This window comes from Halobaculum limi (genome assembly GCF_029490015.1).
Classification (GTDB): domain Archaea; phylum Halobacteriota; class Halobacteria; order Halobacteriales; family Haloferacaceae; genus Halobaculum; species Halobaculum limi.
The window spans coordinates 99,864-124,394 of the sequence record NZ_CP120468.1; the positions used below are offsets into that span (position 1 = coordinate 99,864).

The following is a 24,531-nucleotide window of genomic DNA, read 5'->3' on the forward strand; positions in this document are numbered from 1 at the left end:
TGGTGAACTAGATGACGACGATTATGATCGACCACACCGTCGAGGACTACGAGACGTGGAAGCCGCACTTCGACGACCACGCGACGTCGCGAGCCGAACACGGCTCACAGGGCTACCGACTGCTCCGCGGCGCCGACGACCCGAACCGGGTCACGATTCTGTTCGAGTGGGACAGCCTCGACAACGCGCGGTCGTTCGTCGACGACCCCGACCTCGCCGCGAAGATGAAGGAGGCGGGCGTGGTGGGCGAACCGACGATGGTGTTCCTCGACGAGGAGGAGACGACCACCTCCGAACCGACGCCGGCGTGAGCCTCAGGCGGCCGGCGATCTGAACTGTTCTTCGACTCGAAGGTCGACCGTCGGGTCCGCGTCGAGTGCCTCCAGACACGCCCCACAGACCGGACGGTTCCGGAACGACCGCGGCGGCGACGCGTCGCTCGCCCGCGCGACCGCGTCGTCTCCGGTACAGGCACGCCAGATCGAACACTCCAGTTGCATAGCGGTTGATGATTGGTAGCACACCACAATAAATACTCACCGGTTAGCCCACCGCCAAAGCGGAACCTGGAACAACTCACCGCAGACGGCCACAACTCACCACAGACGACCACGACTACGTGACGTTCACCACCCGGCGAACTTGTCGCGCCGGTAGAGGTCGAGTTCGCTCACCGTGTCGGTACCCTCCTGCGAGAGGCAAAAGCGGATACCATCGGCGATGGCCGTCGGGTCGGTCACGTCGTCGGAGTCGAACCGCTCCTCGAACGACTCACCCTGTTCGGAGGCGAACTCCGTGCGGACCTCGGTCGGGTTGACGACGCTGACGGCGACGCCGTCGGTTCCCACGTCGCCTTCGAGACTGTGGGCGAACCCGCGCACCCACCACTTCGTCGCGGCGTACACCGGGTTGCCGGGGCGGGGATACTCGCCCGCGAAACTGGCGACGAACACGAGCGTCCCGTCTGACTCTCGGAGGTGCGGAATCGCCGCCCGCGCGGTGTAGAACGCGCCGTCGACGTTGACGCCCATCATCGCCCGATACTCCTCCTCGGTCATCGTGTCCACGTCGCCGTCGAGACCGATACCCGCGTTGACGACGACGCCGTCGAGACCGCCGAGCGTGTCAGTCGCCGTCGCGACGAACGCGTCCACTGCCTCGCGGTCGGTCACGTCGACCGGAATCGGTTCGACCGAGACGCCGTGTTCGTCGCGGAGTTCCTCGGCGAGGGCGGTCAGGCGGTCCTCCCGTCGTGCGCCGAGAGCGAGGTCTGTGCCGGCGGCCGCGAGCGTCCGTGCGGTCGCCGCGCCGATACCCGAACTCGCGCCCGTGATCGCGACTACGTCGCCGTCGATGTCGTGCATACTCGGGGCGACAGTCGCCGGCCAGATAGCCGTTTTCCCGTCGACAGCTCCACTGCTCGTCCGCGGCCTCCGTCAGTCGTCGGCCGGGACACCCGGACGGGACACCGCGGCGGTCCCAGCGGCGGGGCTGCTCTCTGCGACGCGAAGGGAGACGAGGCCCGCCGCACCGAGTGCCAGGACGGACGCGGCGGCGAACGCGGTCGGGTAGCCCGCGACGGTCGCGACGGCACCGACGCCGAGGGGTCCGACGACGCCGCCGACCGAGCGGAACGTCGACGCCAGCCCCATCAACTCGGATTCGCGATTCTCGGGGGCGACGTCGCCGACGAATGCGACCGACCCGGTCCACATCGCGGAGAAGGCGATGGCGAGCGTCACGTAGCCGAGGGCGACGACGGCCGCCGTCGCGAGGCGGCCGGGCGCGAACACCGCCGCGGCCGCGACGAGACCGAACGCCGCCGACCCGGCCATCCCGAGTGTGATCATCGGTTTCCGTCCGCGTTCGTCGACGACGCCACCCAGGTAGTACATCAGCGCGGTCTGTGAGACGGGGTTGAACGCCAGCACCGCACCCATCCACACCTCCGGCAGGTCGAGCGTCGTCACGATGTAGACGGGCATCAACGCGCCAACGCCGGAGACGGTCGCCTGGCGCGCGGATAAGCCGAGATACAGCCACCCCAGGCCGTTCGTGCGGAGGTGGTCACGCTCGCCCGCCGCGGGGAGGAGTCGCGAACGTACCTCGCTCGGGAGTGACCCCGCGTCGGGGTCGGGCGTCGACTCGCCCGTGTCGACGAACGCGACGACGACCGTCGCCAGCAGGGAGACGCCCGCGACGACGACGTAGACGCCGTTGGGGATGAGCGCACCCAACAGGAGCCCCGCGACGAACTGGCCGGTGCCCGCGCCGGCGGCGGTGAAGGCGTTGTACGACCCGACGGACTTCCCGCGGCCGCCAGCACCACCGCGTTCGGAGGCGACAGTGAGCATTAGCGGGGCGAAGCCGGCGATGAACACGGCGTAGAGGCCGCGGACGCCGACCTGTACCCACACGGAGTCGACGGCGACCGGGAGTATGCCGTCGGTCACGCTCGCCAGGGCCTCGATGGCGAACAGCGGCGTCAGCGCCAGCGTCGCACCCAGTCCGGTCGCGACGAGGATCAGTCGACGGCGACCAGTCACGTCTGCAAGTGCACCCCAGACCGGCGCGAAGAGGATGATACCGAGCGAGAAGGCCGTCGCGAGCAGCGACACCTCCAGCGCGGTGCCGGTGCGGCCGACGTGGACCGCCAGCGACGTACCCAACAGCGCGCCGGCCGTCACGCGCGTCACCGCGGCGAGGCCGACGAGCGCCGTTCCCCCGTCGAGACGGGAACGGAGCGTAGAGAGCGGAGTCATACGAACCGAAACATCCCGGGCGTGCAAAGCGCACCGCTCGCGGCGGGCATCGCCGGAAAGCGTGCGGGCCGAACACACGAGTCGTGGCAGCCACTCGCGCCCCCGCATCAGCGCGCGGGCGGGCGGCGAGACGCGACCGAGGCGATGTCGAGGTGACACCGACCCCTCGAAGGTCGACCTTGTCGCGATCGATCCGGCGACGCAAAACGGTCGCAAATGAGCCAATAAACTGTCTAAGTGATTTTGAAACAGTCTTAAAATGAAGCTGCTCCCGACAGCCGAGCGGTGAACGGTCGTGAACGACGGTGGAACGAAGCGAACACTGCCCAACGGTCTGACGGGTATAGGTGGTCGGCAGTCGATGCACCGAGTGCGCTCACCAATGTCGACGACCGACCGAACATCCCCCACGCCCTCCGCCCGAACCGCCCTCGACAACGTCCCCGCTGGCAGCCTCCTCCAGTCCGTCCGCGACGTCGCGGACCTGGTCGTCGCCGTCGTCCGCGCGGTCGCCTTCTGGGCCGCCGCGTTGTTCCCGCTGACGTACCTCCCGGCGTTCCTCACCGGAACAACCGCGAATCACCCCCTCCTCATCGGCGGTCTAGTGCTCGTGCACGTCGCCACCCTCGTCGTCGGTCGACGCCACGGCCTCGACGCCGACGCCTGAGCGCCACAGCCGGCAGAGTTGTCGGGTTGTCGACTGTTCGCGTAGGCTTATCACGCTGGCTCACGGTGTTGAGACGACTCACGATGCGAGAGCACTCCCTCCGCGAGCGCGTTTCCACACTCCTCGGCCTCCAACCGGTCGATGGCGTCGGTGACGGCGCAGACGGCCACCCGGTTCGGATCGGTGCTGCGCTGTCGGTTACCGTGACCGGTGTCGTGCTGGCAATCGCGAACGCCGGCGGTATCACCGCCGCCGTCGGGCCAGTACAGGCGGGGGTCGCGGTCGTCGGGACACTCGTCTCACTCGGCCTCGCGACGGTCGGCGTCGTGTTGTACCGCAGTCGCTTCACCGCTCGGAACCTCCTCCGAGTGGCGGTGTGGAACCTGATGGGCCTGTTCTTACTCGGGGGTGTGATGAGTATCCACGTCGTCACCGCCGGCCTCAGCGCCGCCGGAAGCGGCACCTTCCTCGTCGCGAACATCCTTGCGGTCGGCGCGGCTGCCCACGTCATCATCGGCTTCTACGACGTCCAACGGGTCCGTGCGGGCCAGCTCGCACGCGAGCGCCGGAAGTTGGCCGTCCTCGCACGCGTCCTCAGACACAATCTCCGCAACGACGTGAACGTCGTCGAGGGACACACCACCCGCGCCCGCGACGCGCTCCGCGGCGGCGCGGCGACGACCGACGGCGGCGTCGACGCTCGTGGCGGCGGTGACGGCAACGGCGACGGTGAGGAAGCTCTCGACCAGACACAGACGCCGACGCCCGATGTCGACACCGCACTCGAATCGCTGTCGATCATCGCGACGCGGGCCGACCGACTCGGCGGCTACGCGGAGTCGACCGGCCGGATCCTCTCGGCGTACGAGCAGCCGGTCGGTCGCACGGACTCGGTCGACCTGTCGACGGCGGTTCGGCGGGCCGTCGAGGCCGTTCGCGACCGGTATCCAGAGACCGAAATCCGCGTGTCGACGCCGGGACCGACGCCGGTTCGCGGCGACGAGCGCGTGGTTCGAGCGGTCGCAGAACTCGTCGAGAACAGTTGTGAACACGCGGGCACGGACCCGAGCGTCGAGGTGACGGTCGAGAGCGGGGGCGACGGACGGGCGACCGTCACGGTCACCGACGACGGCGACGGCATCCCCGCCGACGAGCGGTTGACCGTGTTCGAGGACGCCGAAATCACGCAGACGACGCACGGAACCGGGCTCGGCCTGTGGACGGTGAAGGCAGCCATCGATTCCTGCGGCGGCACCACGACTGTCGACGGGTCGACGGTGACGGTCAGTCTGCCGGTAGCCTGAACCACCGACTCAGTCGTCTCCCGCCGCCCGTTCGAGTCGCCGCCGTTCCTCCCGAAGCACCCGCTCCCAGACGCCGAACAGCGTCGAGTTGAGCCGGTAACTCGTGTCGACGTCGCGCACCCACGCGTCGTCGGCGAACAAGAGCTGTTGGAAACGTCGAATCCGCGGGGACAGCGTGTCACGCTCGTCGGTGTAGTACGCCGCCGACTCTCGGATCGTTCGCTCGACAAGCGTCTGCGGGACGTCGACGCCGGCCGCACGGGCCACGTCTGCGAACCACTCGGTGTGCAACACCGCGTCCGCGAGGACGAACGACCGCCGGAACGCCTCGACGCCGCCGGCGTCTCTGATGGCGTGGATTCGTTCGGCCCCCACCGCTAACTCCGCAGGCCGAGAAAATTCGGGCGACAGCGACGACCGGACGGCCGTCAAGTCGCCGCCGTCGGTCGCGTGCGTCCCGCCCGTCGCCGCCTGCTGGACGAACGGTTCGGCGACACGCCGGAGGCGCTTACGGGCGAGGGCGACCGGCCCGGCCAGCGCGAGTCGATACCACCGTGGCGTGTACGCGAGAAACGGCGGGCCGAACTCCGCGTCGCCGAGGTAGGTGGCCGCGACGACGGGCGCGACGCCGCGGGGGAGCGCCGTCTCCCCGCGCGACAGCGCCGCGACGGTCGGGTCGGGGTCGGCCAATGGGTCCGCGCCGGACGGCCCGATGCCCGCGCGGTCGAACCCCATCCCGTCGGCCACGTAGTCGGTGTACTCCGCACCGGCGCGGAACCACTCTGCGAAGTCTGCCACCTCGTGGGCGGCCAGCAGTCGAAGCAGCGTCACTATCTGCTCGTGGAGGGCAGCGACCGTATGTGGCTCGGTCTAGCGGTGTGCCCGTGTTGTGCGACGCCACTCGCTCAGTTGCTGCCAGTCGCGTCGCCGGCGCCGTCAGTCCCGCCCGCGTCGCCGTGATCGCTCGCCTCGGGAGTCGTCTCCGAGGAGTCCGTATCAGCTGGATGCGGATCCGAGCCAATGTCGACACCATCGGCGTTCACGTCGACTGGGTCGCCCGTGACGACGTGCGGGAACGCGTGGGCGACGACTTGGACGACGACGACAGCAAGCAACGGACCGAGGAACAGGCCGTACCAGCCGAACAGCGCCGCGCCGAGGACGTACGCGAACAGCACGAGACCGGTGTGGAGCGTCCGCCCCGACAGCACCGGCCGAACGACCGTCTGCGGCAAGATGTCGAGCAGGAGGAACGACGCCACGAGGAACGCGACTGGCGAGAGGAAGGAGGCGTCGGCGACCGCCGCCTCGCGGAACAGATACGCTGTCGCAGGGACGTACACGAGTTTCCCGACGACGATTGGAACGAACGTCGCGAGGCCGGTCAACAGCGCGAGCAGCGTCGGAACTGGGAGTGATACGGTCGCTGGCGCCACAGCGTTGTAGCCGTTGTACACGAGTACGGCCGCGGCCGTCACCCCACCGACGGTCGCAACGTTACCGAAGTATACTCGTTCGAGGTCGGCGTCCACCGCCCGCAAGAACGAGTACGCAGCCGTCTCCGCGTCTGCGACGCGTTCGCGTACCCACGCGTCGAGGCGTACGCTGTCGCGCAGAAGGAAGAACGCCAGTGACAGCGACAGCGTGAGGTGCAACGCGCCAGTGGCGACGGTCCCGGTCGTTGAGAGGAACGTGGAGACACCGCTTTGCAGGCGGTCGAGACGGTCAAGGCGAGCGAGCGACGCAGGTGGCTCGCGAACCAGCGCCGAGATGGAGCGCGGGTCGCCGGGGAGCAAGCCCAACGCCGCGTCGACCGCGTCCGGATCGGCGACAGCCGTGAACTCGCGGAAAGCGACAACGCCAGCGTAGCCGACCAGCGTCAACACCGGCACGACCAGCGCCAGCATCGTGAGCGTCGCCGCGAGTGAGCGATTGTCGACGCGTGCAACTACCGCTCGGTGGACCGGTCGGGCGGCATAATAGACGAACAGACCGAGGACAACGGTACCGACGAATGAGTAGATGAACAGGCCGATGACGCCGGCCGCGATGAAGACTGCCGCGAGCCACAACTGTCTCGACCGCGATGGCGAACGCAGGTCCATACGGCCCGGTTCACGCTCGCGTGGTGTGTAGCCTGTGGCTTACACAACTGCGAGGTGGTCTGTCAGCCCCTACTCGGCTACCCGCACCCTCGCCTCCATCCGTGTGGCCGCCCAAACCGATGCACTCCTCATCGGCGCGAAGTACGCTCAGCGATTCGTGGTCGCCGCCCGATCCGGGGTGGTCAGGAGGTGCGGCCGCGTGAGTTCGCTCCACCAGTGTGTCGTCGTTTACGAGGTGCAGGCGAGCACGCGTCGTCAGATACGCGGAACGGTGCCGCCGCGGTCACGTCGGGGTGACGCGTACGAACGTAGCTCCTGCAAGAGATGTGAGCGCTGCAGGACCATCAGCGTCGTACACGAGCGCCGGACGGCCCGGGCAACTCGCACAGCGCCGCCGACTCAGCGGTAGCCCAGGGCGTCGAGGCGACGTGCGAGTTCGTCCGGGAGGTCGTCGTCACCCTCGTTAGCGCCGTCGTCGCGGTCAGCCGTGTCGCCGGCCGCGGGCGACCCGTCGAGTGCGGCCAGTCGCTCGTCTACGGCCCGTTCGAGCGAGACGAGTGTCTCACGAGGGACGACGTCGGGGTCGAGCGGGTCGTGTTCGGTCGGATCGGCCTCGCGGTCGAACACGCGGACGGCGTCGCCAGGGCCGCGGATGTACGTCCAGCGCTCGGTCCGCGCGGCGACGAGTGGCGTTCCGTCGCTCAGCCTGCGGGGAATCGGCTGACTGGTAACGGAGTCGCCCCGAATCGCGAGCGACGTGACCGGCCCGCGCTCGGGTGCGACGCCGTCGACGACGGTCGGGAGGAGGCTCTCGCCCGCGAACGACGTCGGCGGCGTGATGCCGAGCGCATCACACACCGTCGGCGGCACGTCGCTCAGTGGAACGACGTCGGACTCACGCTGGGGCGGCGCGTTCGGGTGGTCGACGACGAACGGGACGCGAACGAGTTCGTCGTACAGTTTCGGGTAGTGCGCGAGGTGGCCGTGGTCGAGGAACTCTTCGCCGTGGTCGCCCGCGAGGACGACCGTCGTCTCCCCGCGCAGGCCCGCATCGTCGACGGCGCCGAGGACGCGGTCGACCGACTCGTCGATCTGTCGGACGGACGCGTCGTAGAGGGCGCGAAGCGTCCGAAGCGTCGACTCGTCGACTTCCTTCCCGAGTCCGGCGCGAAGGTGGCCCAACAGCGTCTGGACGCTGCCCACTTCCCCGTCGGTGACGGCGCGAACGTGGCGGGGAGCGGGGACGTACGGCGTGTGTGCGTCCATATAGTGGAGCCACAGGAAGAACGGCTGGTCGGCGTCGTCCTCGGCAGCCGACTCGACGGCACGCAACGCGCGGCGTTCGAGCGCGTGGAGGTGCGAGGTGTCGACGGCGTGGCGACGTTCGCGGCCACGAAGCCGCGCGGCCGCGCTTCCGAGCGGCCAGCCGAGGTACTGCACCCAGCCGTTGACCGTCGGATGCGTGGTGAGGAATCGCCCGAGTGGGGTGCGACCGCTGTCGAGGAACGACTCGAACTCGTCGAAGCCGCGGTCGTAGCCGTAGTACTCCGTGATGAAGCCGTTGCCGGCGTTGACGCCGGTGGTTCGAACACCGGCAGTCGACAGCGTCTCTGCGAGCGTCGGGTCGGCGGCGGGTCCCGGCGTCGAGGCGTCCGCGAACACCGGACGGGCACCGAGGATATCGGGGAACGAGAACGGCGTCCAGTTGCCGCCCGCGATGGCTGCATCGAAGGTGGTTCCGCGCCGAACCAGATCACGCAGCGCCGGCGTGTGCGGCCCGAGGGCGTCAGCACGGAGCGAGTCGACGGTAATCAGGATGACCCCCCGTGACGGGGCGTCGCCTGCGACAGTCACAACGGATCGAAAGAGGAGTGAAGCCTGCGTAAACGTTTCTACGTCTCGTCAAAACGGCCCGCCCCGTCGCGACCGGTCACCCGCTTCTGTCGAACCGGAACTCCCGTCGGTCGACCGCGCCACACCGCGGGCAGATGTGTCGGTACACCAGTCGCCGTTCGCGGTACGCGGTTCGCCACGTTCCGCCCTCGTCCGTGAATCCGCACTTCCCACACGTCGGGGCGTCACGGAGTTGCTCGCGGTACAGTTCGAGAGCGCTGGTGCTCGGCCGCTTCATTGCCATACGATAACATACCTCTTACGTGGGTTTGAGACTACCTACCAAGTGCCTATCTGACCGCGAAGAACACCGGAGGCCGGTTAGGCGTCGTCGAACAGGTCGTCGACGGCGTCGCGGGCCGCGCGTGCGGCCTCGTCGGCCACCTGTTGTGCGTCGGCGGCCGCGTCCTCCGGTGGGTTGATGTACACGTCGACGTCAAGGACACCATCGACGAAGGTGACGGTGACGTCGAAGTCACGCAGTTCTGACTGTTTGTACCGGTCGAGGACGAGGCCTTCCGCCGCCTCGGAGGCGGTCTGCACGACCTCCTCGTCCGTCGGATCCGGTCGCTCCTCGCTCACGGCTTACGCGCCGCCGGCACCGGGGCCGCCGGGGCCCATCGGGCCGCCGCCCGCGCCGCCCTGCAGCATCTGCTGGAGTTCTTCTTGCAGGTCCTCGAACTGCTCTTGGACTTTCGACTCCTGGGAGTCGAAGCGCTCTGCGCGCATTTCCAGCGTGTCGACCTTCTCTTCGAGGTCGTCGAAGGCGGTCTCGTAGTCGGTCTCGACGAGGATCTCGCCGATCTCACGGTACATCGTCGACTCCTCGTCGACGTCTTCGAGCGCGTCCAGCGCGGCCTTCGCCTCGGTCAGCGAAGTCTGCGTGGACTGCTTCTGCTCTGCGAGTTGCTGGGCCTGCTCCTGCAGGTCCTGGAGTTCCTCGATCTTCTCTTGGGCTTCTGGCGGCAGACTACCCTGCATACACGGGCAGTTGTGCTTCGGGGTGAAAAACCCGGTCATCGGAGGCGAGGCGTGAGTGAGCGAGCGACGCGAGCGAACGAGCGCCTCGGATCAGCGGCGGAGCGGTCTCCGGGCCGCTCCGCCCACAGAACAAGCGCGGTCGAACGAGTGGTGCGAGTGAGGCCGCGACTCTCCAGCGGCGAGGTCTGAAGGGCCGAGCCGCCGGCAAAGAGCGAGACGTGAGTGAGCGACCCGCGATCGAACGCGACAGCGTCTCGCGCCGCCGCTAACAGGTTCCTACTGCGAGTCGCCGACCGCCGCGACCGTCTCGGCGGCTTCGACTAACCGCGTCCACGTGTTGACGCCCGCCCGCAGGGCGACGAGGTCGCGTGCCCGGACGACCACCTCGACGGTGTCGTCGGTTCGGGTCACGTCGGCGGTCGAGCGGTCGTCGTCGATGCCGCCGACCTCGACGCGAATCGCGTCGTGGACGACCCGTGCGCGCCGCTCGTCGGCGTAGGGAAACGAAAGAACAGCGCGGTGGTCGTACGTGTCGGGCACGGCGGGCGCCCGCGTCAGTTGACTTCGACCGTCTTCACGTCGGGCGCACGCTCCTTGAGGAGCACGCGGTGGCCGCAGTACGGACAGCGCACGCCGCCGTACTCGTCGAGTTCGACGTCGCGCTTACACCGGGAACACTTGTAACTCATCTGTGAGAGGAGGGGTGATTACTCGTCGACGCTCTCGTCTTCGAGCGCGGCGCGGATGCTACGCCGGACGGAGCGGCCGCCGGGCGTCTCGGGGCGGTACGCGCCGCCGGTGAACGTCTCGCCGGTCTCTTTGTTGACCCACATACCGGTCCCGATGCGCTTGACTGAGTCGCCGTCGACCGTCGCGTTCTTCATCTGTGCTTCGATGTCGGAGACGCGCTTGCGGGCGACACGCCCGTATCGTGCGCCGAACCGGCCGGCGCTGCCGACCTTCCGCGCCTTCTTCTGTTCAGCCATATGGGAGTCGGTTCGCCGTTCGGCGTCAAAAACCCCGCGAATCTCGTCTGGCAGTGTGACACCGAGTGTCGTCGTATCGGCGGCGACGACGCGGGTGTGTGACGAACGACCTCGTGGCACAGTTTTATCTCCGTGGGTGGCCGCTACTGTGCTAGGAGACGCCGGGATGCTCATCGCCGAATTCAACCTGTCGACGCCCGTACTGCGTGACGCGCTTGCGGCCGCCCCCGAGGTCACCGCCGACCTCGAGCGGACGGTCGAGGGTGAGACCACGCGTATCGAGTTTTTCGCCCGTGGTGACGACCTCACGCGCTTCGAGGACGCCCTCGGAAACGACCCCTCCGTCGAGGACATCCGCATCCTCGGGGAAGGCCCGGACTTCCGATTCTATCGGGCGACGCTCGCACGCGAGGCGACCCGGCGGACGACGTACCACGCCTTCGCCGAGACCGGTGCACACCCCGTCTCGGCACGCGGCGACCACACTGGGTGGAACTTCCGCGTGCAGTTCCCCGACCGGGCGGCGCTAGCGCGCTACCGCGACAGTTGCCGCGAACGCGACGTGTCGTTCACGCTGCACGCCCTGTACGAGCGTGCCGACCCCCGCTCGGAGGCCGACGAGTACGGCCTCGCGGGCGACCAAGGCACAGTCTGAGCCGGCGGACGCGCCACACTGTTGGGCTCACTACCCCGCCGTCATCGCCGACTTCCTTCCTCGTCGAACCCGGCGTCGGTCAGCACTTCGTTGAGGTCGTCCCGCACTCGCTCACCCATCTCGCGGTCGCCCGCGGTCGTGACGACGCGATTCTCTTGGACGCTGGAGCCGTCGCGAAGCAGGAGTCGGACGTTGCCGTGGTGGTCCGCGCGCGTCACCTTCGCGCGGAGGCCGCTCTGTGAGCCCTGTCCACCGGCGTCGATGGGGCCGGGAATGATCTTCTTGACGTGCGGGTGGCCCGCCGCCGTGAGGATGGCTTTCATCCCCGTGCGCTCGCCGATGAGCGTCGAGTGCGACCCGCCGAGTTTCGCCTCCGGCGGTGTCTCTACCACCTCCAGTGCGGGGTCGCCACGACGCTCCAACACCGCACCCACCGGGTCGTCGTCGGGTACGCGGTAGAACTCGTAGTGCAACTGCGCGCGGGCCTCCCGGAGCGGCGCACGCTCCCCGGCGGCGTACACCGTCTCCGGGCGCTTGCGGCGCACCTCGTCGGCGACGCGTCCGGCGAAGTTACGGAGGTAGACGGTCGCCGTCCGCTCTCCGTCGTCCGGAACGGCAGTGACGGTCGTCTCGCCGAGGACCAGGTCGTGTGGGTCGAAGTCGTCGCCGGGATGCTCCGGTTCGAAGCCGAGCATCGTGAGCGTCGCGCGATCCGTCTCGAAGTCGACGACGACACTCTCGCAGTTGGCGGTGTCACAGGAGAGACAGTAGTCTCCGGGCTTTCGGAGGGACGAGCCACACCGCCGGCAGTTCATTGTCGACGTGAAGGGTGGCGCGTGGATAAACGCGTTCGTTTGAGCCGTCTCGACAGGGGTAGCGACGCCGCGTCGCTTCGCTTCAGAGTCGCTCGGGGTCGCACTTCAGGTACTCCCGCAGCAGCGCCGTCGCGTACGACCCCGAGGGGAGCGCGAACCCGAACACTGGGTCGCCCTCCCGTTCAGAGACGGTCAAGTCCGTCGGCACCGCGATCGCCCGGCGCGTCCCCCGTGATTCGAACTCACCGGGTAACTCGAAGTCGTCCGGTTCGATGTCGAGGTCGGTCAGGATCTCCCGTTCTATTTCGCCCGGTTCGCCGTCCGCGAGGTCGGTTTCGGTCCCCACGAGTGGTGCGGTGACGAACGCGCGCCCCCGTTCACAGTGTCGGGCGAGCGTGTCGACTCGGCCATCTGTGGCTCGCTGGAGACGGTCCATATCCGGCTTCGGGAACGCGACGTCACGTTCGACGAACGCCACCACGTCGCCCTCGACGGGGCGGGTGAACGGCAGGCCGCGACGCAGGCGCTCACTGAGGATGCGGTTGAACACGTACGACTGCGCGGCGTTGACGAACAGTCGCTGGAGGTTCGAGGGGACGGCCTCCAGCGCTTCGCGCCAGTCGGCGCCTTCGTCGAGACGGTGGAGCATCGACCGCTCGTAGCGGAGGCGGCCCGGCATCGCGTCGAGGGCGACGCTCCAGTCCGGGTCGGCGCTGTCGGCTTGGTCTTCGACGACCTCGCGGGCACGCTGGGAGCCCTCCGGTTCAGCCTCGTTCGGGTTGCCGCAGTACGCCAGCACCGCCCCGCGCCAGTCGCCGCGGACGGCCGCGAGGCCGACCTCGTGGGTGACGGGCCGACGACTCCCGAAGCGCTGGTGCCCGAAGTAGTTGGGGACCGCCACCGCGACGGACCCATCTCCGTCCGTCTCGTCATCAGCCAGGTCGACTGTCTCCGGGTCCTCGCCCGCCGCGAACGCCCGAAGGTCGCGTGTGATCGGAGCGGGGTCGCCCTCGGCCTCGCGCACGCGAATCTCGAACTCGTTGCCCGCGAGGTCGCCGAAGGTGAGTGCCCGGCCGACGCGCCCGAGCACCTCGATATCAGCGCCGTCGAGGTCGGGGAGGTCGTCGGGGTCGGCGTCGCGAACGGTGAACAACTGCGTGGTGACGGCGTGTTTGTCCTTCGTGCCGGCCCACGAGACGCGTTCGCGACTCGCGCCCATCGAATCCGAGAGCGCGCCCGCGAAGTCGTTGGTGTCCCAGCCCCGAAGGGTGGCCCGCAGGAGGAGGAACGGGTACGACCCCTCGTGGGCGTCGAGTGGTTCTGGGTCCATCCGCTCGCGTTCGCGCACCCGGAAGTCCTCGGGCGCGACGCGGAGGCGACCGCCGATGCCGTCGGCGTCGCTCACGTAGTAGTCGACGCCAGTCGCTCGCTCGCGAGGGTGTGCCTCCCGCATCAGTACAGCGAGAGGTCGCCGGTCACCTTGTCGACGATGGCCTCGTCACCCGGCCCGACGGCGAGCGTCGTCACCGTCCCCGGGTCCAGTTGCGTGTGGCCCGCGTCGCGGATGACGGCGTTCGGGAGGCCCTCGCGTTCGGCACGGTCCGCGAGTTCGAATAGCTGTGACTCGCCGGCAGCCTTGAGGACGACTTTCTTCTGCCCCTCACCTTTCCACGCGCGGGCGGTCTTCCCGTCGGCGTCCTCGTACGCCGACAGCGAGGCGTGAGCGACCTGTGCCGCCAGTTTGCCCGTTCCCATCCCGAGGTCGGTCCTGACGACGATGGCCTGCTTCATGCTCATACCTCGGAGTCGGAGAGCGACCGGGAAAGCCCTTCGTCACGGGGTAGGCACTCGGGAACCGCTTGTGTCTCTCGATTTTCGAACCTTGACCGGTGGTGCCCGTCCGTCGCACAGGCGGTGCGTAGTAAAGCGGATCAGACGCCTCTGTGTGGTATGACTCCACATAGCAATATTCGCGACGGCGTTCGTCTGGACCCACAGACGTTCGCAGACCACGGCGTGGCCGACGCGCGTGTCCTCTACCGCGCCGTCGAGGGGCAACTCGCCGTTCCCGCCGGGACGACCGTCACCGTCGACACGATGCCGTTGGGCGTCATCGCCGCCGCCTTCCGTGACGCGTTCCGGTCGGTGGCCGGGCACACTGAGGCGACCGGTGGCATCCCGCACGACGTTGCGGTCGCGTTGAGCGACGCCGTCGCCGTCACCGACGAGCGCTTCCGCGGCCACTCGGTCGACGTGCGGGGCGACCTCCTCCCGACGTTCTTCGCGGCGTTCCTCGGCTTCCACGACGCCTACCACGGCGGCGCACACCCCGTCGTCGCGTAATCGAGAGACCACCGGCACCGACAGTCGAGGACAAGACACTTTTCGACTGCGGGCGCACGCCCGACGATGGCTGGTCCCCGAACGCCCCTCCTCCGCCCGCATCGCTACTTCCGTCGCCACGACGGGTCGCCACCGCTGGCACACGCTGTCGCCGTCGTCGCCGTGGTGACCGTCGCCGTCGCCGGCGGCATCGCGGTGTTCCTCGGCGAGTTCGCGGCAGCGCTCGATATGACAACGACCGTCGACAACCCCGCGTATCCCGGGGACGCCTTCTGTGAGAACTCCGCGTTCGAGGACACCCCGACAGGCTGTTCGGAACCGAAGACGGTCGAACGCGAAGTCGGCGCACTCGTCACCGAGGAACTGTCGTGGGTGCCGGCGGCGGCGCTCGTCGCCGTGCCGCTGTTCTGGCTGTTCGAGGCGGGCGTCCTCCACGCAGCGAGCGCCCTTGCCGGCGGCGATGGCCCGTTTCGCGACACCCTCGCCATCTCCGGGTGGGCGATGGCCCCTGCACTGGTTCGACTGGCCGCCGTCGGCGGCTTCCTCGTCTATCAACTTCGGACGGTCGCACTCTCGGGGTCGGTCGACGGCGCTATCGACGCGCTACAAGCGGCAATCGCGGGCGTCCAGACCGTCAGCCTCGCCGCGGCACTCGTCGTCGGAGTGTGGGGTGGCATCATCCGCGCCTACGGGATCAGCGAAGCACGCGACCACCCGGTGCGCGAGGCGGCACTCGTCGTCGCCGTCCTCACCGTCCTCGGACTGCTGTACGAACTGGTGTGACCGGTGGGCGCGCACCGATCTGGAGACGCCGCTTGTCGCCACGGGAGGGAAGTTTTACGCCGGGGCGCACCCGCCCTCCGACAATGATACTCGCGGACACGGATATCCTCGCACGCCTCGAGGAGGGCGACCTCGTCATCGACCCACTCGACGACATCGACACGCAGGTACAGCCCGCGAGCGTCGACCTCAGACTGGGCTCGGAGTTCTTGGAGTTCCGCCGGACGAACATCCCCTGCATCCACCCGAACGACGCCCGCGAGGTGGGCGAGTACGTCGAGGAGACGCACATCCCCGAGGGCGACGACTTCATCCTCCACCCCGGCGACTTCGTCCTCGGCACGACGAAAGAGACGGTCGCCATCCCCGACGACATCGTCGCTCACGTCGAGGGGCGATCCTCGCTGGGTCGCCTCGCCATCGTCGTCCACGCGACGGCCGGCCTGTGTGATCCCGGCTATCAGGGACAGATCACGCTCGAACTGTCGAATCTCGGCAATGCGCCGGTCGCGCTCTCGCCGGGGATGCGCATCTCTCAGTTGACGTTCACGGAGTTGAAGTCGCCCGCCGACCGGCCGTACGGGGCCGAGCGTGGATCGAAGTATCAGGGACAGACCGGTCCGCAAGCGTCCAGGATCGGTGACGACCCCGAGTTCGCGCCCGACGCGGACGAGCGATGAAGTTCATCGAGGAGGTCGTCGTCGACGAGTTCCTCCCCACGGTGCGAGCGATGCTGGCGGAGGAACTGCGCGACCGCGACCTCACCCAGCGAGAGGTGGCCGACACGCTCGGCATCAGCCAGTCGGCGGTTTCGAAGTACGCCCACGGCGACGTGGCGACGAACGACCGCGTCGCCAACGACGACCGCGTGCGCGAGACGGTCGAACGCGTCGCCGCCGGCCTCGCAGACGGCGACCTCACGCGGGTCGCCGCCCTCGTGGAGTTGGAGGTGTTGATCCGTCGCCTGGAGGCGGGCGACCTGCTGGCGGACCTCCACGAGGCGGCGATGCCGGCGCTGGCGGGCGCGGAGTACGACTTCGCCATCCACGACCCCGATAGCGGACTTCGCGACCGCGAGCGAACGCTGTCGTCGCTCCGGCGTGGCCTGCGGACGCTCACCGCCGCGTCGGGCTTTGCGGGCCTCATCCCCAACGTCGGGTCGAACCTCGCGGAGTGCGTCCCCGATGCTGTCGACATCGAAGACGTGGCCGCCGTGCCGGGCCGCATCTTCGATGTGAAAGGGACGGCGACGGTGCCGAGCGACCCGGAGTTCGGCGTCAGCGAACACGTCGCCGGCGTCCTCTTGTCGGCGCGCGACGCCGGCCTCGACGTGCGCGGAGCAGTCAACGTCCGGTACAACCCGGCGCTCGTTGACGCCCTCGCCGCCGACGGCGTCACCACCGTTGAGTTCACTCCGGTCGAATACGGCGAGACGAGCGACGGAACGGACGACCCCGTGCGGGCGGCGCTGGCCGACCGCGACGCCGCGTCGCTCGGGGACGTGGTCGCCGTCTACCAGACCGGCGGCGTCGGCGTCGAACCGGTATTGTACGTCATCGGTCCCGACGCGCCGACGGTCGCACGGGTCGTCAGAGGCCTGTTGTAGCCGTGTCGTCGCCCGTCCCGACCGCGACGCTTGCGGCGTCGATGTCCGCACCGGAGTTCTACACCCGACTCGCGCGAGTGTACGACACACTCGCGAGACACGGCCCCGGTGTGGGACGCCTGCGCCGGACGCTCGCAGACGCGCTCGACCCACCCAGCGGCGCGACCGTCGTGGAGTTCGGCTGTGGGACTGCGGCGAACCGGCCGTATCTCGACGCGAAGGTCGGCCCCGAGGGGACGTACGTCGGCGTCGACTTCGCGCCAGGCGTGCTTCGGGTCGCCCGCGAGCGAGGGCGCGACAGGGGTGACGTTCCCCACCTGATCCGCGGCGACGCCACCCGTCCCCCGCTCAAGCCCGAAGCGGTCGACGCCTGCTGTGGTGCGTTCGTCGCGGGGATGCTCGCGGACCCGGCAGAAGCCGTGCGCGACTGGGCCGGTCTCGTCGGGCCGGGCGGGCGCATCGCCCTCCTCGACCTAGCGCAGTCGACTCGTCCGGGATGGCGGCGACTGAACCCCGCGTACAGGCTGTTCGTGCGTGCGGGGTCGCCGCCCGGAACGGCGCGGTCGCTGGAGCGGTCGCCGGCGGCCGTACAGGACGAACGCGTCGTGGCGGCCCACCGAGCGCTCCGGGCGGTGTGTACCGATATCGAGTACGAGACGGTCCTCGGCGGGTTTGGTCGCGTCAGCGCCGGGACCGTCGAGTAAGACAGTCGGGGGCGGCTATCCGCGATTCGCTCGGGCCTTCCGAACCTCCGCGCCGTCGCGGACGAGGTCGTCGCAGTTCGGGCACACCCGCGGCCCCGCCGTCGAGTCCGGCGCGAACACACGCGCGTACCGCTCGGTCACCATCGACTCGCAGTTCTGACATTCCCGTCCCATACCTCGCGGTTCGACACACCCCCATATAATTTCTTCCCTAAATCTGAGAAAAATTCCCCACGGCGACGCGGTCGAGTGCCCAGGATCCGCCGCCACACGGCTTTACCGTCTCGCGGCCGTCTCTGTGTCCACAATGAGCGACGCGACCAATATGCTCGTCGACGGCGAGTGGCGCACGGGCGTCCGCCGTGACACCGGCGACTCCGGCGAGTTCGAGCGAACCGAGACGAGTTTCCGCGACTGGATCGACGGGTCGATCCCCGAACCCGGCGCAGACCCAGTCGACAACCCCGAGTTCCCCGCGGAGCCTGGGCGCTATCACGTCTACATCTGCCGCGCGTGTCCGTGGGCCCACCGCGTCGCGATGACGCGGACGCTGAAGGGACTCGAAGACGACATCTCGCTGTCGCTGACCCAACCCGAACGCTACGACGAAGGGTGGGAGTTCTCCGAGGCGGAGTCCGATCCGCTGTACGACGCCGAGTACCTCCGCGAGATATACACCCGGGCCGACGACGAGTACACCGGGCGCGTGACCGTCCCCGTCCTCTGGGACAAGAAGCAAGAGACCATCGTCAACAACGAGAGCGAGGAGATAATGCGGATGCTCGACACCGCCTTCGAGGGCAACGGCGTCGACCTGTGGCCCGAGGGGAGTCGCCAAGAGGTGGACGACCGCATCGACGACATCTACCCCCGCATCAACAACGGCGTCTATCGCTCGGGCTTCGCGAGCACGCAGGAGGCGTACGACGAGGCCGTGAACGAACTGTTCGACGCCCTCGACGAGTACGACGAGTTGCTCGCTGACCGACGGTACCTCGCGGGCGACCGACTCACCGAGGCCGACGTGGCGATGTTCGCCACGCTCGTCCGCTTCGACCACGTCTACCACACCCACTTCCGGTGCAACCGGAAGGGCATCCACGAGTACGAGAATCTCTGGAACTACACGAAGGACCTCTACCAGACGCCAGGTGTCGAGCAGACGGTGAATATGGACCACATCACGCGTCACTACTACAAGTCCCACGAGAGCCTCAACCCCAAGCGCCTCGTGCCGACCGGGCCGGACATCGACTTCACCGAGGCACACGACCGCGACGAACTACCCGGCGGCCCGCCCGCAGAACTCACCCCCGACGCGACGGCTGACTGAGCGGCGAACAAACGGCGCGCGAGCGCCGAACGAGCGACTATCGGTCCCGGAACGTCGCGACGACGCCGGCGTGATCCGACGGCCACAGCGAGATGGAGTCGTCCTCGCCGTCACGCTGGACGGTCACGCGGTCGGCGCGGCGGTGGTTCACCCGGTCGACGGCGGTCGCGCGGAGTCGTCCCCGGCGGAGGACGGCGTCGATGCGACGGTCGAGATTCGAGCGGTCGTTTCTGAGCGTCGCCGACTGACAGCAGGTGCGCCCGCCCCGGTAGCGCAGTCGCACGAACGGATCGGTGAACGACTCCGTAAGCAGGTCGTACGCCGCCGAGTCGGTGTTCGGACCGCTGTTGAGGTCGCCCGCGAGGATGACCCGCCGCCCCCGCGGGAGGGCGTCGAGCAACTCCGACGCCTGCAGGTACCGCATAAACGACGACACCGACTCCAAGTGCGTCGAGACGGCGGTGAACGCTAGACCGTCCATCGACAGGTCGGCCCGCGCGTAGCCGCGGCGAAGCGCCACCGTCTGGTCCGTCTCGGGAATCTGGAACCCCACACTCGTGTCGAATCGCCTCCGTACTCGCCGCTCGACGTCGATACCGCTTCGAACGAGCAGTGCGTTCCGATCGGTGATCCGGAGATCTGCGGTGCCGTCGGCGGTCGTTCCGGGGAGTTCCGCGTCGCTGGTCGTCGTCACCGCCGCACGGTCGAAGTCGAGACCGCGGCGGTCGAGGGCCGTCTCCACCTCCGCGAGCAGGTCGACCGCAACCTCGGTCGCGGCCCCACCCCCACGGGTGGCGTAGTCGCTCGGTCGCTGAACGCGGAACAGCGTCGCCTCCTGAAGGGCCACCACGTCAGCGTCTGCGGCCGCGACCGACGCCGCAATTCCTTCGGCGCGGGCGCGGTACACCGCGGGATCGAGGTCGTCGACGAAGCCCCCGACGATGCGGCGAAAGCCGCGCAGCGAATCGGCGACCAGCAACGGCGAGAGGTCGAATCCGAAGTAGAGATTCTGTGTCAGCACGGTCGGTCTGGGGCTGTTCCGTGCTGTGACCGCCGTCGCACCGCTCGTTCCCGCCACGCCGATACCGACGCCCGCGAGTCCTCGGAGGAACGCGCGGCGACTCCCACCCGACTCGGTTCCGTTCGGCGACATCTGTCTGTCTGGCCACACGTCTCCGCGGCGTTTCGTTAGCCGGGAGTGATTCACGGTACGCGACGGGTATCGATCAGACCGCCATTGGGAGTCGGTCGAGGCTGGAACTGCCTCCCGCCGGGCGACACCACCGATCCGACCCGTCGCAGTCTGTCGGTAAGGTCGGTCGAGTCGACGCCGGTTCGTCGGAAGGTCGGCGTCGACACGCGCTAACTTGGCCGCCGGGTCCACGCTATCGTCGGGGACGCGTACCTTCAACACGGCCCGCGCCGACCGCCACGTATGCTCGAACCCACCGTCCGCGTCCGTGCGTGCGACCGCTCTCGCATCCGCGTGATGTTCGACCTCGCGGAGGAGTTGGAACGCGAGGGGCGCGACCTCGTCCGCCTCGAAGTGGGCGAACCCGACTTCGACACGCCCGACCACGTCGTCGAGGCGGCCGTCGACGCCGCCCGCGGCGGCCACACGCACTACACCTCGAACGCCGGCCTCCCCGAACTGCGGATGGCCATCTCGGAGACGCTCGACCGCGAGTACGGCATCCGGCACGACCCCGACGAGATACTGACGACGACTGGCGGGATGGAGGCACTCCACCTCGCGATACTGGCGACCGCAGAGCAGGGATCGGAGGTGCTCATCCCCTCGCCCGCGTGGCCGAACTACTGGACGCAGGCCCGTCTCGCGGACGCGACGCCCGTCGAGGTACCGATGCCGGGCCCCGACTACGACCTCGATGCCGACCGCGTCGTCGCGGAGATGAGCGAGGATACCTCGGTCGTCGTCCTCTGTACCCCGTCGAATCCGACCGGGCGCGTCGCCGACCCCGAGGAGATTCGGACGGTCGTCGACGCCGCCGCCGACCACGGCGCGTACGTCCTCGCCGACGAGGTGTACGCGAAACTCACCTACGACCGCGACCCCGAGGGCGTCGCGTCGCTCACGGGCCACCCCGACCACGTCCTCACGGTCGGATCCTGCTCGAAGACGTACGCGATGACCGGGTGGCGCGTGGGATGGCTCGCAGGCGAGCGAACCATCGTCGACGAGGCGACGAAGGTGCGCGAGTCGACGACCGCCTGCACGGGAAGCGTCGCCCAACACGCCGCAATCGCGGCGCTGACCGGCCCACAAGAGCCCGTCGAAGAGATGTACGACGCCTTCCGTGAGCGGCGTGACTACGTCGCCGACCGCCTCGCCGAGATGGACGGCGTCTCGGCCCCGCGCCCGGAGGGGGCCTTCTACGCGTTCTTGAACCCCGACACCGACGAGGCGAGCCTCCCCCTCGCGAAGCGCCTGTGCCGCGAGGCGGGCGTCGTCCTCGCGCCTGGGGACGGCTTCGGTGAGGCCGGCGCGGGCCAGTTGCGCCTCTCGTTTGCCAACTCGCTGGAGCGGTTGGAGGAAGGACTCGACCGGATCGAAGCGGCGCTGTAGGGGCCGCTCACGTCTGTCGTTCTCCGGAACTGGGAACCAGCACAAGTCCGATAGTCTTGTAGTCATTATTCACAACTAGAGGTGAAGACGATGATCACACTCACCGGACTCGTGGCACAGGTCGGCCCACACGCCCCGATGGGGCCCGGTCCACACGGCCCCGCGGGCGGGGGCTGGATGGGAAGCGGATGGATGGGCGGCGGCCTGTTCCCGTGGCTCGGACCGTGGGCAGGCCTCTTCGTGATGCTCCTCGTCCTCGGCCTTCTCGCGGCCGTCGTCTACGCGGCGGTCACGCTCGCGCAAGACGCCGACGGCGACCGGCCGGACGACGCAGTCTCCGTCCTCGACCGCCGGTACGCCCGAGGCGAGGTCGACGACGAGGAGTACCGCGAGCGTCGCCGTCGCCTGACCGACGGCTGACCCTCACCCACCATCGAACCAACCCCCTTCTGCTTCGCTTATCGCATCAACTCGCCGCCGTTAACGTTCAGCGTCTCGCCGGTGACGAACCGCGCGTCTCGGAGGTACGCGACGGCGTCGGCGATATCGGCTGGCGCTCCGAAGTAGTCCATCGGGATCCCCGCCAGTTCCTCTTGTTTCTCCGCCTCGGTGCGGTCGCTCGTCATGTCCGTCTCGACGTGACCCGGCGCGACGGCGTTCACGCGCACCGCGGGCGCGAAGTCGCGGGCGTGGCTCTTGGTGAGCGAGAGCAGCGCCCCCTTCGACCCGGCGTAGTGGACCTCGATGGGTGCGCCGGTGTACGCGAGGATAGAGGAGACGTTCGTCACCGACGGCGTCGGGTCGGCGTCGCTCTCGCGGAGGTGCGGGAGCGCCGCCTTCGTGACGCAGAAGGCGCTGTTGACGTTCACGTCCATCACGCGGTCGAAGTCCTCCGGCGACAGGTCCTCGGTGTAGACGTGTTGGTCGATGCCGGCGTTGTTGACGACGTGGTCGAGACCGCCGAGTTCGTCGACGGTCGTCTCGACGAGGCGGCTCGCATCGTCGGCGTCCGAGACGTCAGCACCGACGACGACGGCCGCTTGGCCGTGGTCGCGGACCCGGTCGGCCGTCTCCTCGGCGGCCGCCTCGGAGGTGTGGTAGTTGACCGCGACGTCGTAGCCGTCGGCGGCGAAGCGCTCGGCGATTGCCGCGCCGATACCGCGTGAGGATCCGGTGACGAGTGCGACTGGCATACCCGCCGCGAGGGCCGACCGGAACTTGGGCGTTGCCGTCGGCGACAGCGTGTGGTCCCGTCAGTGCGTGTGACCGAGCATCCCGTTGACCGTCTCGTTGAGGCCGTGAATCTTCTCACGGGCGCCCGACGGAAGCGACGACTGAGCCTCGGCGAGTCCGGTCGCGTCGTGCGGGTCGGGCTTCCCGACGACGATAGTCGCGACCATCCCCATCGCCTCGTGGGGAGCACAGTAGTAGTCGTACACGCCGGGCGTGTCGAGCGTCACCTCGTGTTCTGCCCCCGACTCGGTCAGCATCCCCGTGTCGAACGCAGCGGCGTCTTCGGGGATGCGCTGGGGCTTGTCGTTGGCCTGTGCGTACGCCGTCGCGGTGTGGCTGCCCGACTCGTTGTGGAAGGTGACAGTGCCCCCCTCCTCGACCCAGACGACGTGCGGGTCGAAGTGGTACCCCTCGTCGGTCGTGACGAGGTTCACCGTCGCCGACGCCGACGGTTCCTCGGGGACGCCGTGCCCGTGGTCCGAACTGTGCCCGTCGTCGTGGCTCGTTTCGGTCTCCTCGGCGTGGTGAGTGTTCTCCTCGTGGTGCCCCTCTTCGTCGCCGCCGTGACCGCCGTCGTCGTGCGACTCGGTCGACGTCGTGGTGGACGCGGCGGCCGCCGTGTCCGTGCCACCGGCCCCCTCGCGGCTTCCGGCCACACAGCCAGCAGTCCCGGTCACCGCGGCGATAGTCGCTGCGACGAACGTCCGTCGACGGAGTGTGGTCTTCGACATCTGGGTCACCTCACAGGTGGTGATAGGCACACCGTACACATACACCCGCCAGCACGTTCGCTGGGCCAGCGACTCACCCCCCATATTTTATATAGGAGAAACGAACTGCCGGTGTGAGCGAGGACCGGACCGCCGACGGCGTACTCGACCTACTTGGAGACGAGTACGCCAGGTCCATTCTCGCGGCCGTGAGCACCGACGCGATGTCGGCCGCAGAACTCGGGGAGCACTGTGATATGTCCGTCTCGACGGTGTACCGACGGGCCGAGGCGCTGGTGGAGCGAGACCTCCTCGTCGAGCGGGTGCGCATCGACCCCGACGGCCACCACGAGTCGGTGTTTGAACCGGCCGTCGAACGCCTGGCGGTGGAGGTACGCGACGGCTCGCTCGACGTCGACATCGAGCAACCGAACGAGGACGCCGTGGATCGGTTCACGCGCGTCTGGGAGGACATCAGGGAGAGCTAATGCACATCGAACTCGTCATCGCGAAGGTCGCCACGGTACTGTTGGGAACCGCCATCTCGATCCAGGCGCTGCGGGGCTACCGTCGCCACGGGAGCGAGCCGATGCTGTATCTCGGAGCTGGGTTCCTGTTCGTCACTATCGGCTCGGTACTGGAGGGCGTCCTGTTCGACGTACTCGGGTGGAGTCTGTTTGCCGCGGGTGCGGTCCAGACGTCGCTCGTCGCGGTTGGGATGCTCGTCATCCTCTACTCGCTGTTCGGCGAGGTGTCGGTGTCGTGACCGACGGTACGCACCTCGCGCTGGGCGTCGTCCGCGCGGCCGTCCTCGTGTTGGGTGTCGGCGTAACCGTGACTGCCGCCCGTGCGTACCACCGAGTCGGCGAACCGTACCTCCGTGACGCCGCCGTCGCCTTCGGCGTCATCACCGCCGGTGTGCTCGTCGAGGGAGTGTTGTTCCAGTTCACAACCCTCGACCTGACCGCAGTCCACCTCGTCGAGTCCGTCGCTATCGGCGTCGGATTCTTGATTCTCCTCCGGTCGCTGCGCGCGTGATTCCGCGGCGGAACTATACGCCTCCA

34 protein-coding genes are annotated in these 24,531 nt (G+C 68.4%); 15 read left to right on the top strand and 19 right to left on the bottom strand.

Going from position 1 to position 24,531, the window contains the following annotated elements; genetic code table 11:
- The first annotated feature begins 11 nt into the window (after nucleotides 1-11).
- Nucleotides 12-311 carry an antibiotic biosynthesis monooxygenase gene (locus P0D77_RS00435; protein WP_277554145.1) on the top strand — a complete coding sequence of 100 codons (300 nt, stop codon included), beginning with the start codon at nucleotides 12-14 and terminating at the stop codon, nucleotides 309-311.
- Nucleotides 312-314: 3 nt separating this feature from the next.
- Here the strand turns inward: P0D77_RS00435 and P0D77_RS00440 are convergent, their stop codons facing one another.
- The 3 genes from P0D77_RS00440 to P0D77_RS00450 all read right to left on the bottom strand — a co-directional run bounded on the left by P0D77_RS00440 (nucleotide 315) and on the right by P0D77_RS00450 (nucleotide 2,762).
- Nucleotides 315-500 (bottom strand): hypothetical protein, encoded by a 186-nt coding sequence (locus P0D77_RS00440; protein ID WP_277554146.1) that lies wholly within the window; start codon nucleotides 498-500, stop codon nucleotides 315-317.
- Nucleotides 501-626: 126 nt separating this feature from the next.
- Nucleotides 627-1,364 carry an SDR family oxidoreductase gene (locus P0D77_RS00445; protein ID WP_277554147.1) on the bottom strand — a complete coding sequence of 246 codons (738 nt, stop codon included), beginning with the start codon at nucleotides 1,362-1,364 and terminating at the stop codon, nucleotides 627-629.
- A gap of 72 nt (nucleotides 1,365-1,436) precedes the next feature.
- Nucleotides 1,437-2,762 (bottom strand): MFS transporter, encoded by a 1,326-nt coding sequence (locus tag P0D77_RS00450; protein ID WP_277554148.1) that lies wholly within the window; start codon nucleotides 2,760-2,762, stop codon nucleotides 1,437-1,439.
- A 382-nt stretch (nucleotides 2,763-3,144) separates the two neighbouring features.
- On the opposite strand from P0D77_RS00450, the gene P0D77_RS00455 reads away from it, so the two are divergent.
- Together P0D77_RS00455 and P0D77_RS00460 are read left to right on the top strand one after the other, a co-directional pair.
- Complete coding sequence (locus P0D77_RS00455) at nucleotides 3,145-3,429, top strand: DUF8028 family protein (protein WP_277554149.1); 285 nt, start codon at nucleotides 3,145-3,147, stop codon at nucleotides 3,427-3,429.
- A gap of 83 nt (nucleotides 3,430-3,512) precedes the next feature.
- The gene (locus P0D77_RS00460; protein ID WP_277554150.1) at nucleotides 3,513-4,733 is read left to right on the top strand and encodes a sensor histidine kinase; all 1,221 of its coding nucleotides are present in this window, start codon (nucleotides 3,513-3,515) and stop codon (nucleotides 4,731-4,733) included.
- A gap of 9 nt (nucleotides 4,734-4,742) precedes the next feature.
- Here P0D77_RS00460 and P0D77_RS00465 read toward each other — a convergent pair whose 3' ends face one another.
- From P0D77_RS00465 to P0D77_RS00505, 9 genes are all read right to left on the bottom strand, one after another.
- Complete coding sequence (locus P0D77_RS00465; RefSeq protein WP_277554151.1) at nucleotides 4,743-5,564, bottom strand: DUF8116 family protein; 822 nt, start codon at nucleotides 5,562-5,564, stop codon at nucleotides 4,743-4,745.
- A 74-nt stretch (nucleotides 5,565-5,638) separates the two neighbouring features.
- On the bottom strand, nucleotides 5,639-6,838 hold the full coding sequence (locus tag P0D77_RS00470) for an AI-2E family transporter (RefSeq protein WP_277554152.1): 1,200 nt from the start codon (nucleotides 6,836-6,838) through the stop codon (nucleotides 5,639-5,641).
- Nucleotides 6,839-7,237: 399 nt separating this feature from the next.
- Nucleotides 7,238-8,692 carry a sulfatase gene (locus tag P0D77_RS00475; RefSeq protein WP_277554153.1) on the bottom strand — a complete coding sequence of 485 codons (1,455 nt, stop codon included), beginning with the start codon at nucleotides 8,690-8,692 and terminating at the stop codon, nucleotides 7,238-7,240.
- Nucleotides 8,693-8,768: 76 nt separating this feature from the next.
- Nucleotides 8,769-8,975 carry an HVO_0649 family zinc finger protein gene (locus P0D77_RS00480; protein ID WP_277554154.1) on the bottom strand — a complete coding sequence of 69 codons (207 nt, stop codon included), beginning with the start codon at nucleotides 8,973-8,975 and terminating at the stop codon, nucleotides 8,769-8,771.
- 77 nt (nucleotides 8,976-9,052) lie between these two features.
- A complete protein-coding gene (locus P0D77_RS00485; protein WP_277554155.1) occupies nucleotides 9,053-9,313 on the bottom strand; it encodes a DUF3194 domain-containing protein in 261 nt (86 codons plus the stop codon).
- Between the two features lie 3 nt (nucleotides 9,314-9,316).
- Nucleotides 9,317-9,700, bottom strand: coding sequence for a prefoldin subunit beta (locus P0D77_RS00490; RefSeq protein ID WP_277555823.1), 384 nt, complete (start codon nucleotides 9,698-9,700; stop codon nucleotides 9,317-9,319).
- 288 nt (nucleotides 9,701-9,988) lie between these two features.
- Nucleotides 9,989-10,252: a KEOPS complex subunit Pcc1 gene (locus P0D77_RS00495; RefSeq protein ID WP_277554156.1), complete on the bottom strand. Its 264-nt coding sequence runs from the start codon at nucleotides 10,250-10,252 to the stop codon at nucleotides 9,989-9,991.
- 14 nt (nucleotides 10,253-10,266) lie between these two features.
- Nucleotides 10,267-10,401, bottom strand: a complete 135-nt coding sequence (locus tag P0D77_RS00500; protein WP_234298621.1) for a DNA-directed RNA polymerase subunit P — start codon at nucleotides 10,399-10,401, stop codon at nucleotides 10,267-10,269.
- 18 nt (nucleotides 10,402-10,419) lie between these two features.
- Nucleotides 10,420-10,698: an eL43 family ribosomal protein gene (locus tag P0D77_RS00505; RefSeq protein WP_277554157.1), complete on the bottom strand. Its 279-nt coding sequence runs from the start codon at nucleotides 10,696-10,698 to the stop codon at nucleotides 10,420-10,422.
- Between the two features lie 148 nt (nucleotides 10,699-10,846).
- On the opposite strand from P0D77_RS00505, the gene P0D77_RS00510 reads away from it, so the two are divergent.
- A complete protein-coding gene (locus P0D77_RS00510) occupies nucleotides 10,847-11,353 on the top strand; it encodes a bacterio-opsin activator domain-containing protein (protein WP_277554158.1) in 507 nt (168 codons plus the stop codon).
- A gap of 41 nt (nucleotides 11,354-11,394) precedes the next feature.
- Here P0D77_RS00510 and P0D77_RS00515 read toward each other — a convergent pair whose 3' ends face one another.
- The 3 genes from P0D77_RS00515 to pth2 all read right to left on the bottom strand — a co-directional run bounded on the left by P0D77_RS00515 (nucleotide 11,395) and on the right by pth2 (nucleotide 13,959).
- Complete coding sequence (locus P0D77_RS00515; RefSeq protein ID WP_277554159.1) at nucleotides 11,395-12,168, bottom strand: DUF2103 domain-containing protein; 774 nt, start codon at nucleotides 12,166-12,168, stop codon at nucleotides 11,395-11,397.
- Nucleotides 12,169-12,250: 82 nt separating this feature from the next.
- Nucleotides 12,251-13,621 (bottom strand): tRNA pseudouridine(13) synthase TruD, encoded by a 1,371-nt coding sequence (gene truD / locus P0D77_RS00520; RefSeq protein ID WP_277554161.1) that lies wholly within the window; start codon nucleotides 13,619-13,621, stop codon nucleotides 12,251-12,253.
- The gene (gene pth2, locus P0D77_RS00525; protein WP_277555824.1) at nucleotides 13,621-13,959 is read right to left on the bottom strand and encodes a peptidyl-tRNA hydrolase Pth2; all 339 of its coding nucleotides are present in this window, start codon (nucleotides 13,957-13,959) and stop codon (nucleotides 13,621-13,623) included. The genes truD and pth2 overlap by 1 nt, the downstream gene beginning before the upstream one ends.
- A 159-nt stretch (nucleotides 13,960-14,118) precedes the next feature.
- On the opposite strand from pth2, the gene P0D77_RS00530 reads away from it, so the two are divergent.
- The 5 genes from P0D77_RS00530 (at nucleotide 14,119) to P0D77_RS00550 (ending at nucleotide 17,604) form a co-directional block, all read left to right on the top strand.
- Complete coding sequence (locus P0D77_RS00530; RefSeq protein ID WP_277554162.1) at nucleotides 14,119-14,511, top strand: hypothetical protein; 393 nt, start codon at nucleotides 14,119-14,121, stop codon at nucleotides 14,509-14,511.
- Nucleotides 14,512-14,577: 66 nt separating this feature from the next.
- Nucleotides 14,578-15,294 (top strand): Yip1 family protein, encoded by a 717-nt coding sequence (locus tag P0D77_RS00535; RefSeq protein ID WP_277554163.1) that lies wholly within the window; start codon nucleotides 14,578-14,580, stop codon nucleotides 15,292-15,294.
- A gap of 83 nt (nucleotides 15,295-15,377) precedes the next feature.
- Entirely contained in the window at nucleotides 15,378-15,974 is a 597-nt protein-coding gene (dcd, locus tag P0D77_RS00540) for a dCTP deaminase (protein WP_277554164.1), read from the top strand.
- Nucleotides 15,971-16,900, top strand: coding sequence for a thiamine-phosphate synthase family protein (locus P0D77_RS00545; protein WP_277554166.1), 930 nt, complete (start codon nucleotides 15,971-15,973; stop codon nucleotides 16,898-16,900). The genes dcd and P0D77_RS00545 overlap by 4 nt, the downstream gene beginning before the upstream one ends.
- Before the next feature lie 2 nt (nucleotides 16,901-16,902).
- On the top strand, nucleotides 16,903-17,604 hold the full coding sequence (locus tag P0D77_RS00550; RefSeq protein WP_277554167.1) for a class I SAM-dependent methyltransferase: 702 nt from the start codon (nucleotides 16,903-16,905) through the stop codon (nucleotides 17,602-17,604).
- A 15-nt stretch (nucleotides 17,605-17,619) separates the two neighbouring features.
- Here P0D77_RS00550 and P0D77_RS00555 read toward each other — a convergent pair whose 3' ends face one another.
- Nucleotides 17,620-17,778 carry a DUF7563 family protein gene (locus P0D77_RS00555; RefSeq protein ID WP_277554168.1) on the bottom strand — a complete coding sequence of 53 codons (159 nt, stop codon included), beginning with the start codon at nucleotides 17,776-17,778 and terminating at the stop codon, nucleotides 17,620-17,622.
- 133 nt (nucleotides 17,779-17,911) lie between these two features.
- Between P0D77_RS00555 and P0D77_RS00560 the strand changes: the two genes are divergently transcribed.
- Nucleotides 17,912-18,937, top strand: coding sequence for a glutathione S-transferase family protein (locus tag P0D77_RS00560; protein ID WP_277554169.1), 1,026 nt, complete (start codon nucleotides 17,912-17,914; stop codon nucleotides 18,935-18,937).
- Nucleotides 18,938-18,974: 37 nt separating this feature from the next.
- On the opposite strand, the gene P0D77_RS00565 is transcribed toward P0D77_RS00560, so the two are convergent.
- Nucleotides 18,975-20,090 carry an endonuclease/exonuclease/phosphatase family protein gene (locus P0D77_RS00565; RefSeq protein WP_277554170.1) on the bottom strand — a complete coding sequence of 372 codons (1,116 nt, stop codon included), beginning with the start codon at nucleotides 20,088-20,090 and terminating at the stop codon, nucleotides 18,975-18,977.
- A 282-nt stretch (nucleotides 20,091-20,372) separates the two neighbouring features.
- On the opposite strand from P0D77_RS00565, the gene P0D77_RS00570 reads away from it, so the two are divergent.
- Together P0D77_RS00570 and P0D77_RS00575 are read left to right on the top strand one after the other, a co-directional pair.
- The gene (locus tag P0D77_RS00570) at nucleotides 20,373-21,524 is read left to right on the top strand and encodes a pyridoxal phosphate-dependent aminotransferase (protein WP_277554171.1); all 1,152 of its coding nucleotides are present in this window, start codon (nucleotides 20,373-20,375) and stop codon (nucleotides 21,522-21,524) included.
- A 90-nt stretch (nucleotides 21,525-21,614) separates the two neighbouring features.
- Nucleotides 21,615-21,944, top strand: a complete 330-nt coding sequence (locus P0D77_RS00575; protein ID WP_277554172.1) for an SHOCT domain-containing protein — start codon at nucleotides 21,615-21,617, stop codon at nucleotides 21,942-21,944.
- Nucleotides 21,945-21,982: 38 nt separating this feature from the next.
- Here the strand turns inward: P0D77_RS00575 and P0D77_RS00580 are convergent, their stop codons facing one another.
- The gene (locus P0D77_RS00580) at nucleotides 21,983-22,717 is read right to left on the bottom strand and encodes a 3-oxoacyl-ACP reductase family protein (RefSeq protein ID WP_277554174.1); all 735 of its coding nucleotides are present in this window, start codon (nucleotides 22,715-22,717) and stop codon (nucleotides 21,983-21,985) included.
- A 60-nt stretch (nucleotides 22,718-22,777) separates the two neighbouring features.
- The gene (locus P0D77_RS00585) at nucleotides 22,778-23,488 is read right to left on the bottom strand and encodes a cupredoxin domain-containing protein (RefSeq protein WP_277554175.1); all 711 of its coding nucleotides are present in this window, start codon (nucleotides 23,486-23,488) and stop codon (nucleotides 22,778-22,780) included.
- A 113-nt stretch (nucleotides 23,489-23,601) separates the two neighbouring features.
- On the opposite strand from P0D77_RS00585, the gene P0D77_RS00590 reads away from it, so the two are divergent.
- From P0D77_RS00590 to P0D77_RS00600, 3 genes are read left to right on the top strand one after another with little or no spacing between them, the layout of a single operon-like run.
- A complete protein-coding gene (locus P0D77_RS00590; RefSeq protein WP_277554176.1) occupies nucleotides 23,602-23,955 on the top strand; it encodes a helix-turn-helix domain-containing protein in 354 nt (117 codons plus the stop codon).
- Complete coding sequence (locus P0D77_RS00595) at nucleotides 23,955-24,233, top strand: DUF7521 family protein (RefSeq protein ID WP_277554177.1); 279 nt, start codon at nucleotides 23,955-23,957, stop codon at nucleotides 24,231-24,233. Before P0D77_RS00590 ends, P0D77_RS00595 begins: the two co-directional genes overlap by 1 nt.
- On the top strand, nucleotides 24,230-24,505 hold the full coding sequence (locus tag P0D77_RS00600) for a DUF7521 family protein (protein ID WP_277554178.1): 276 nt from the start codon (nucleotides 24,230-24,232) through the stop codon (nucleotides 24,503-24,505). The genes P0D77_RS00595 and P0D77_RS00600 overlap by 4 nt, the downstream gene beginning before the upstream one ends.
- The last annotated feature ends 26 nt before the right edge of the window (nucleotides 24,506-24,531 follow it).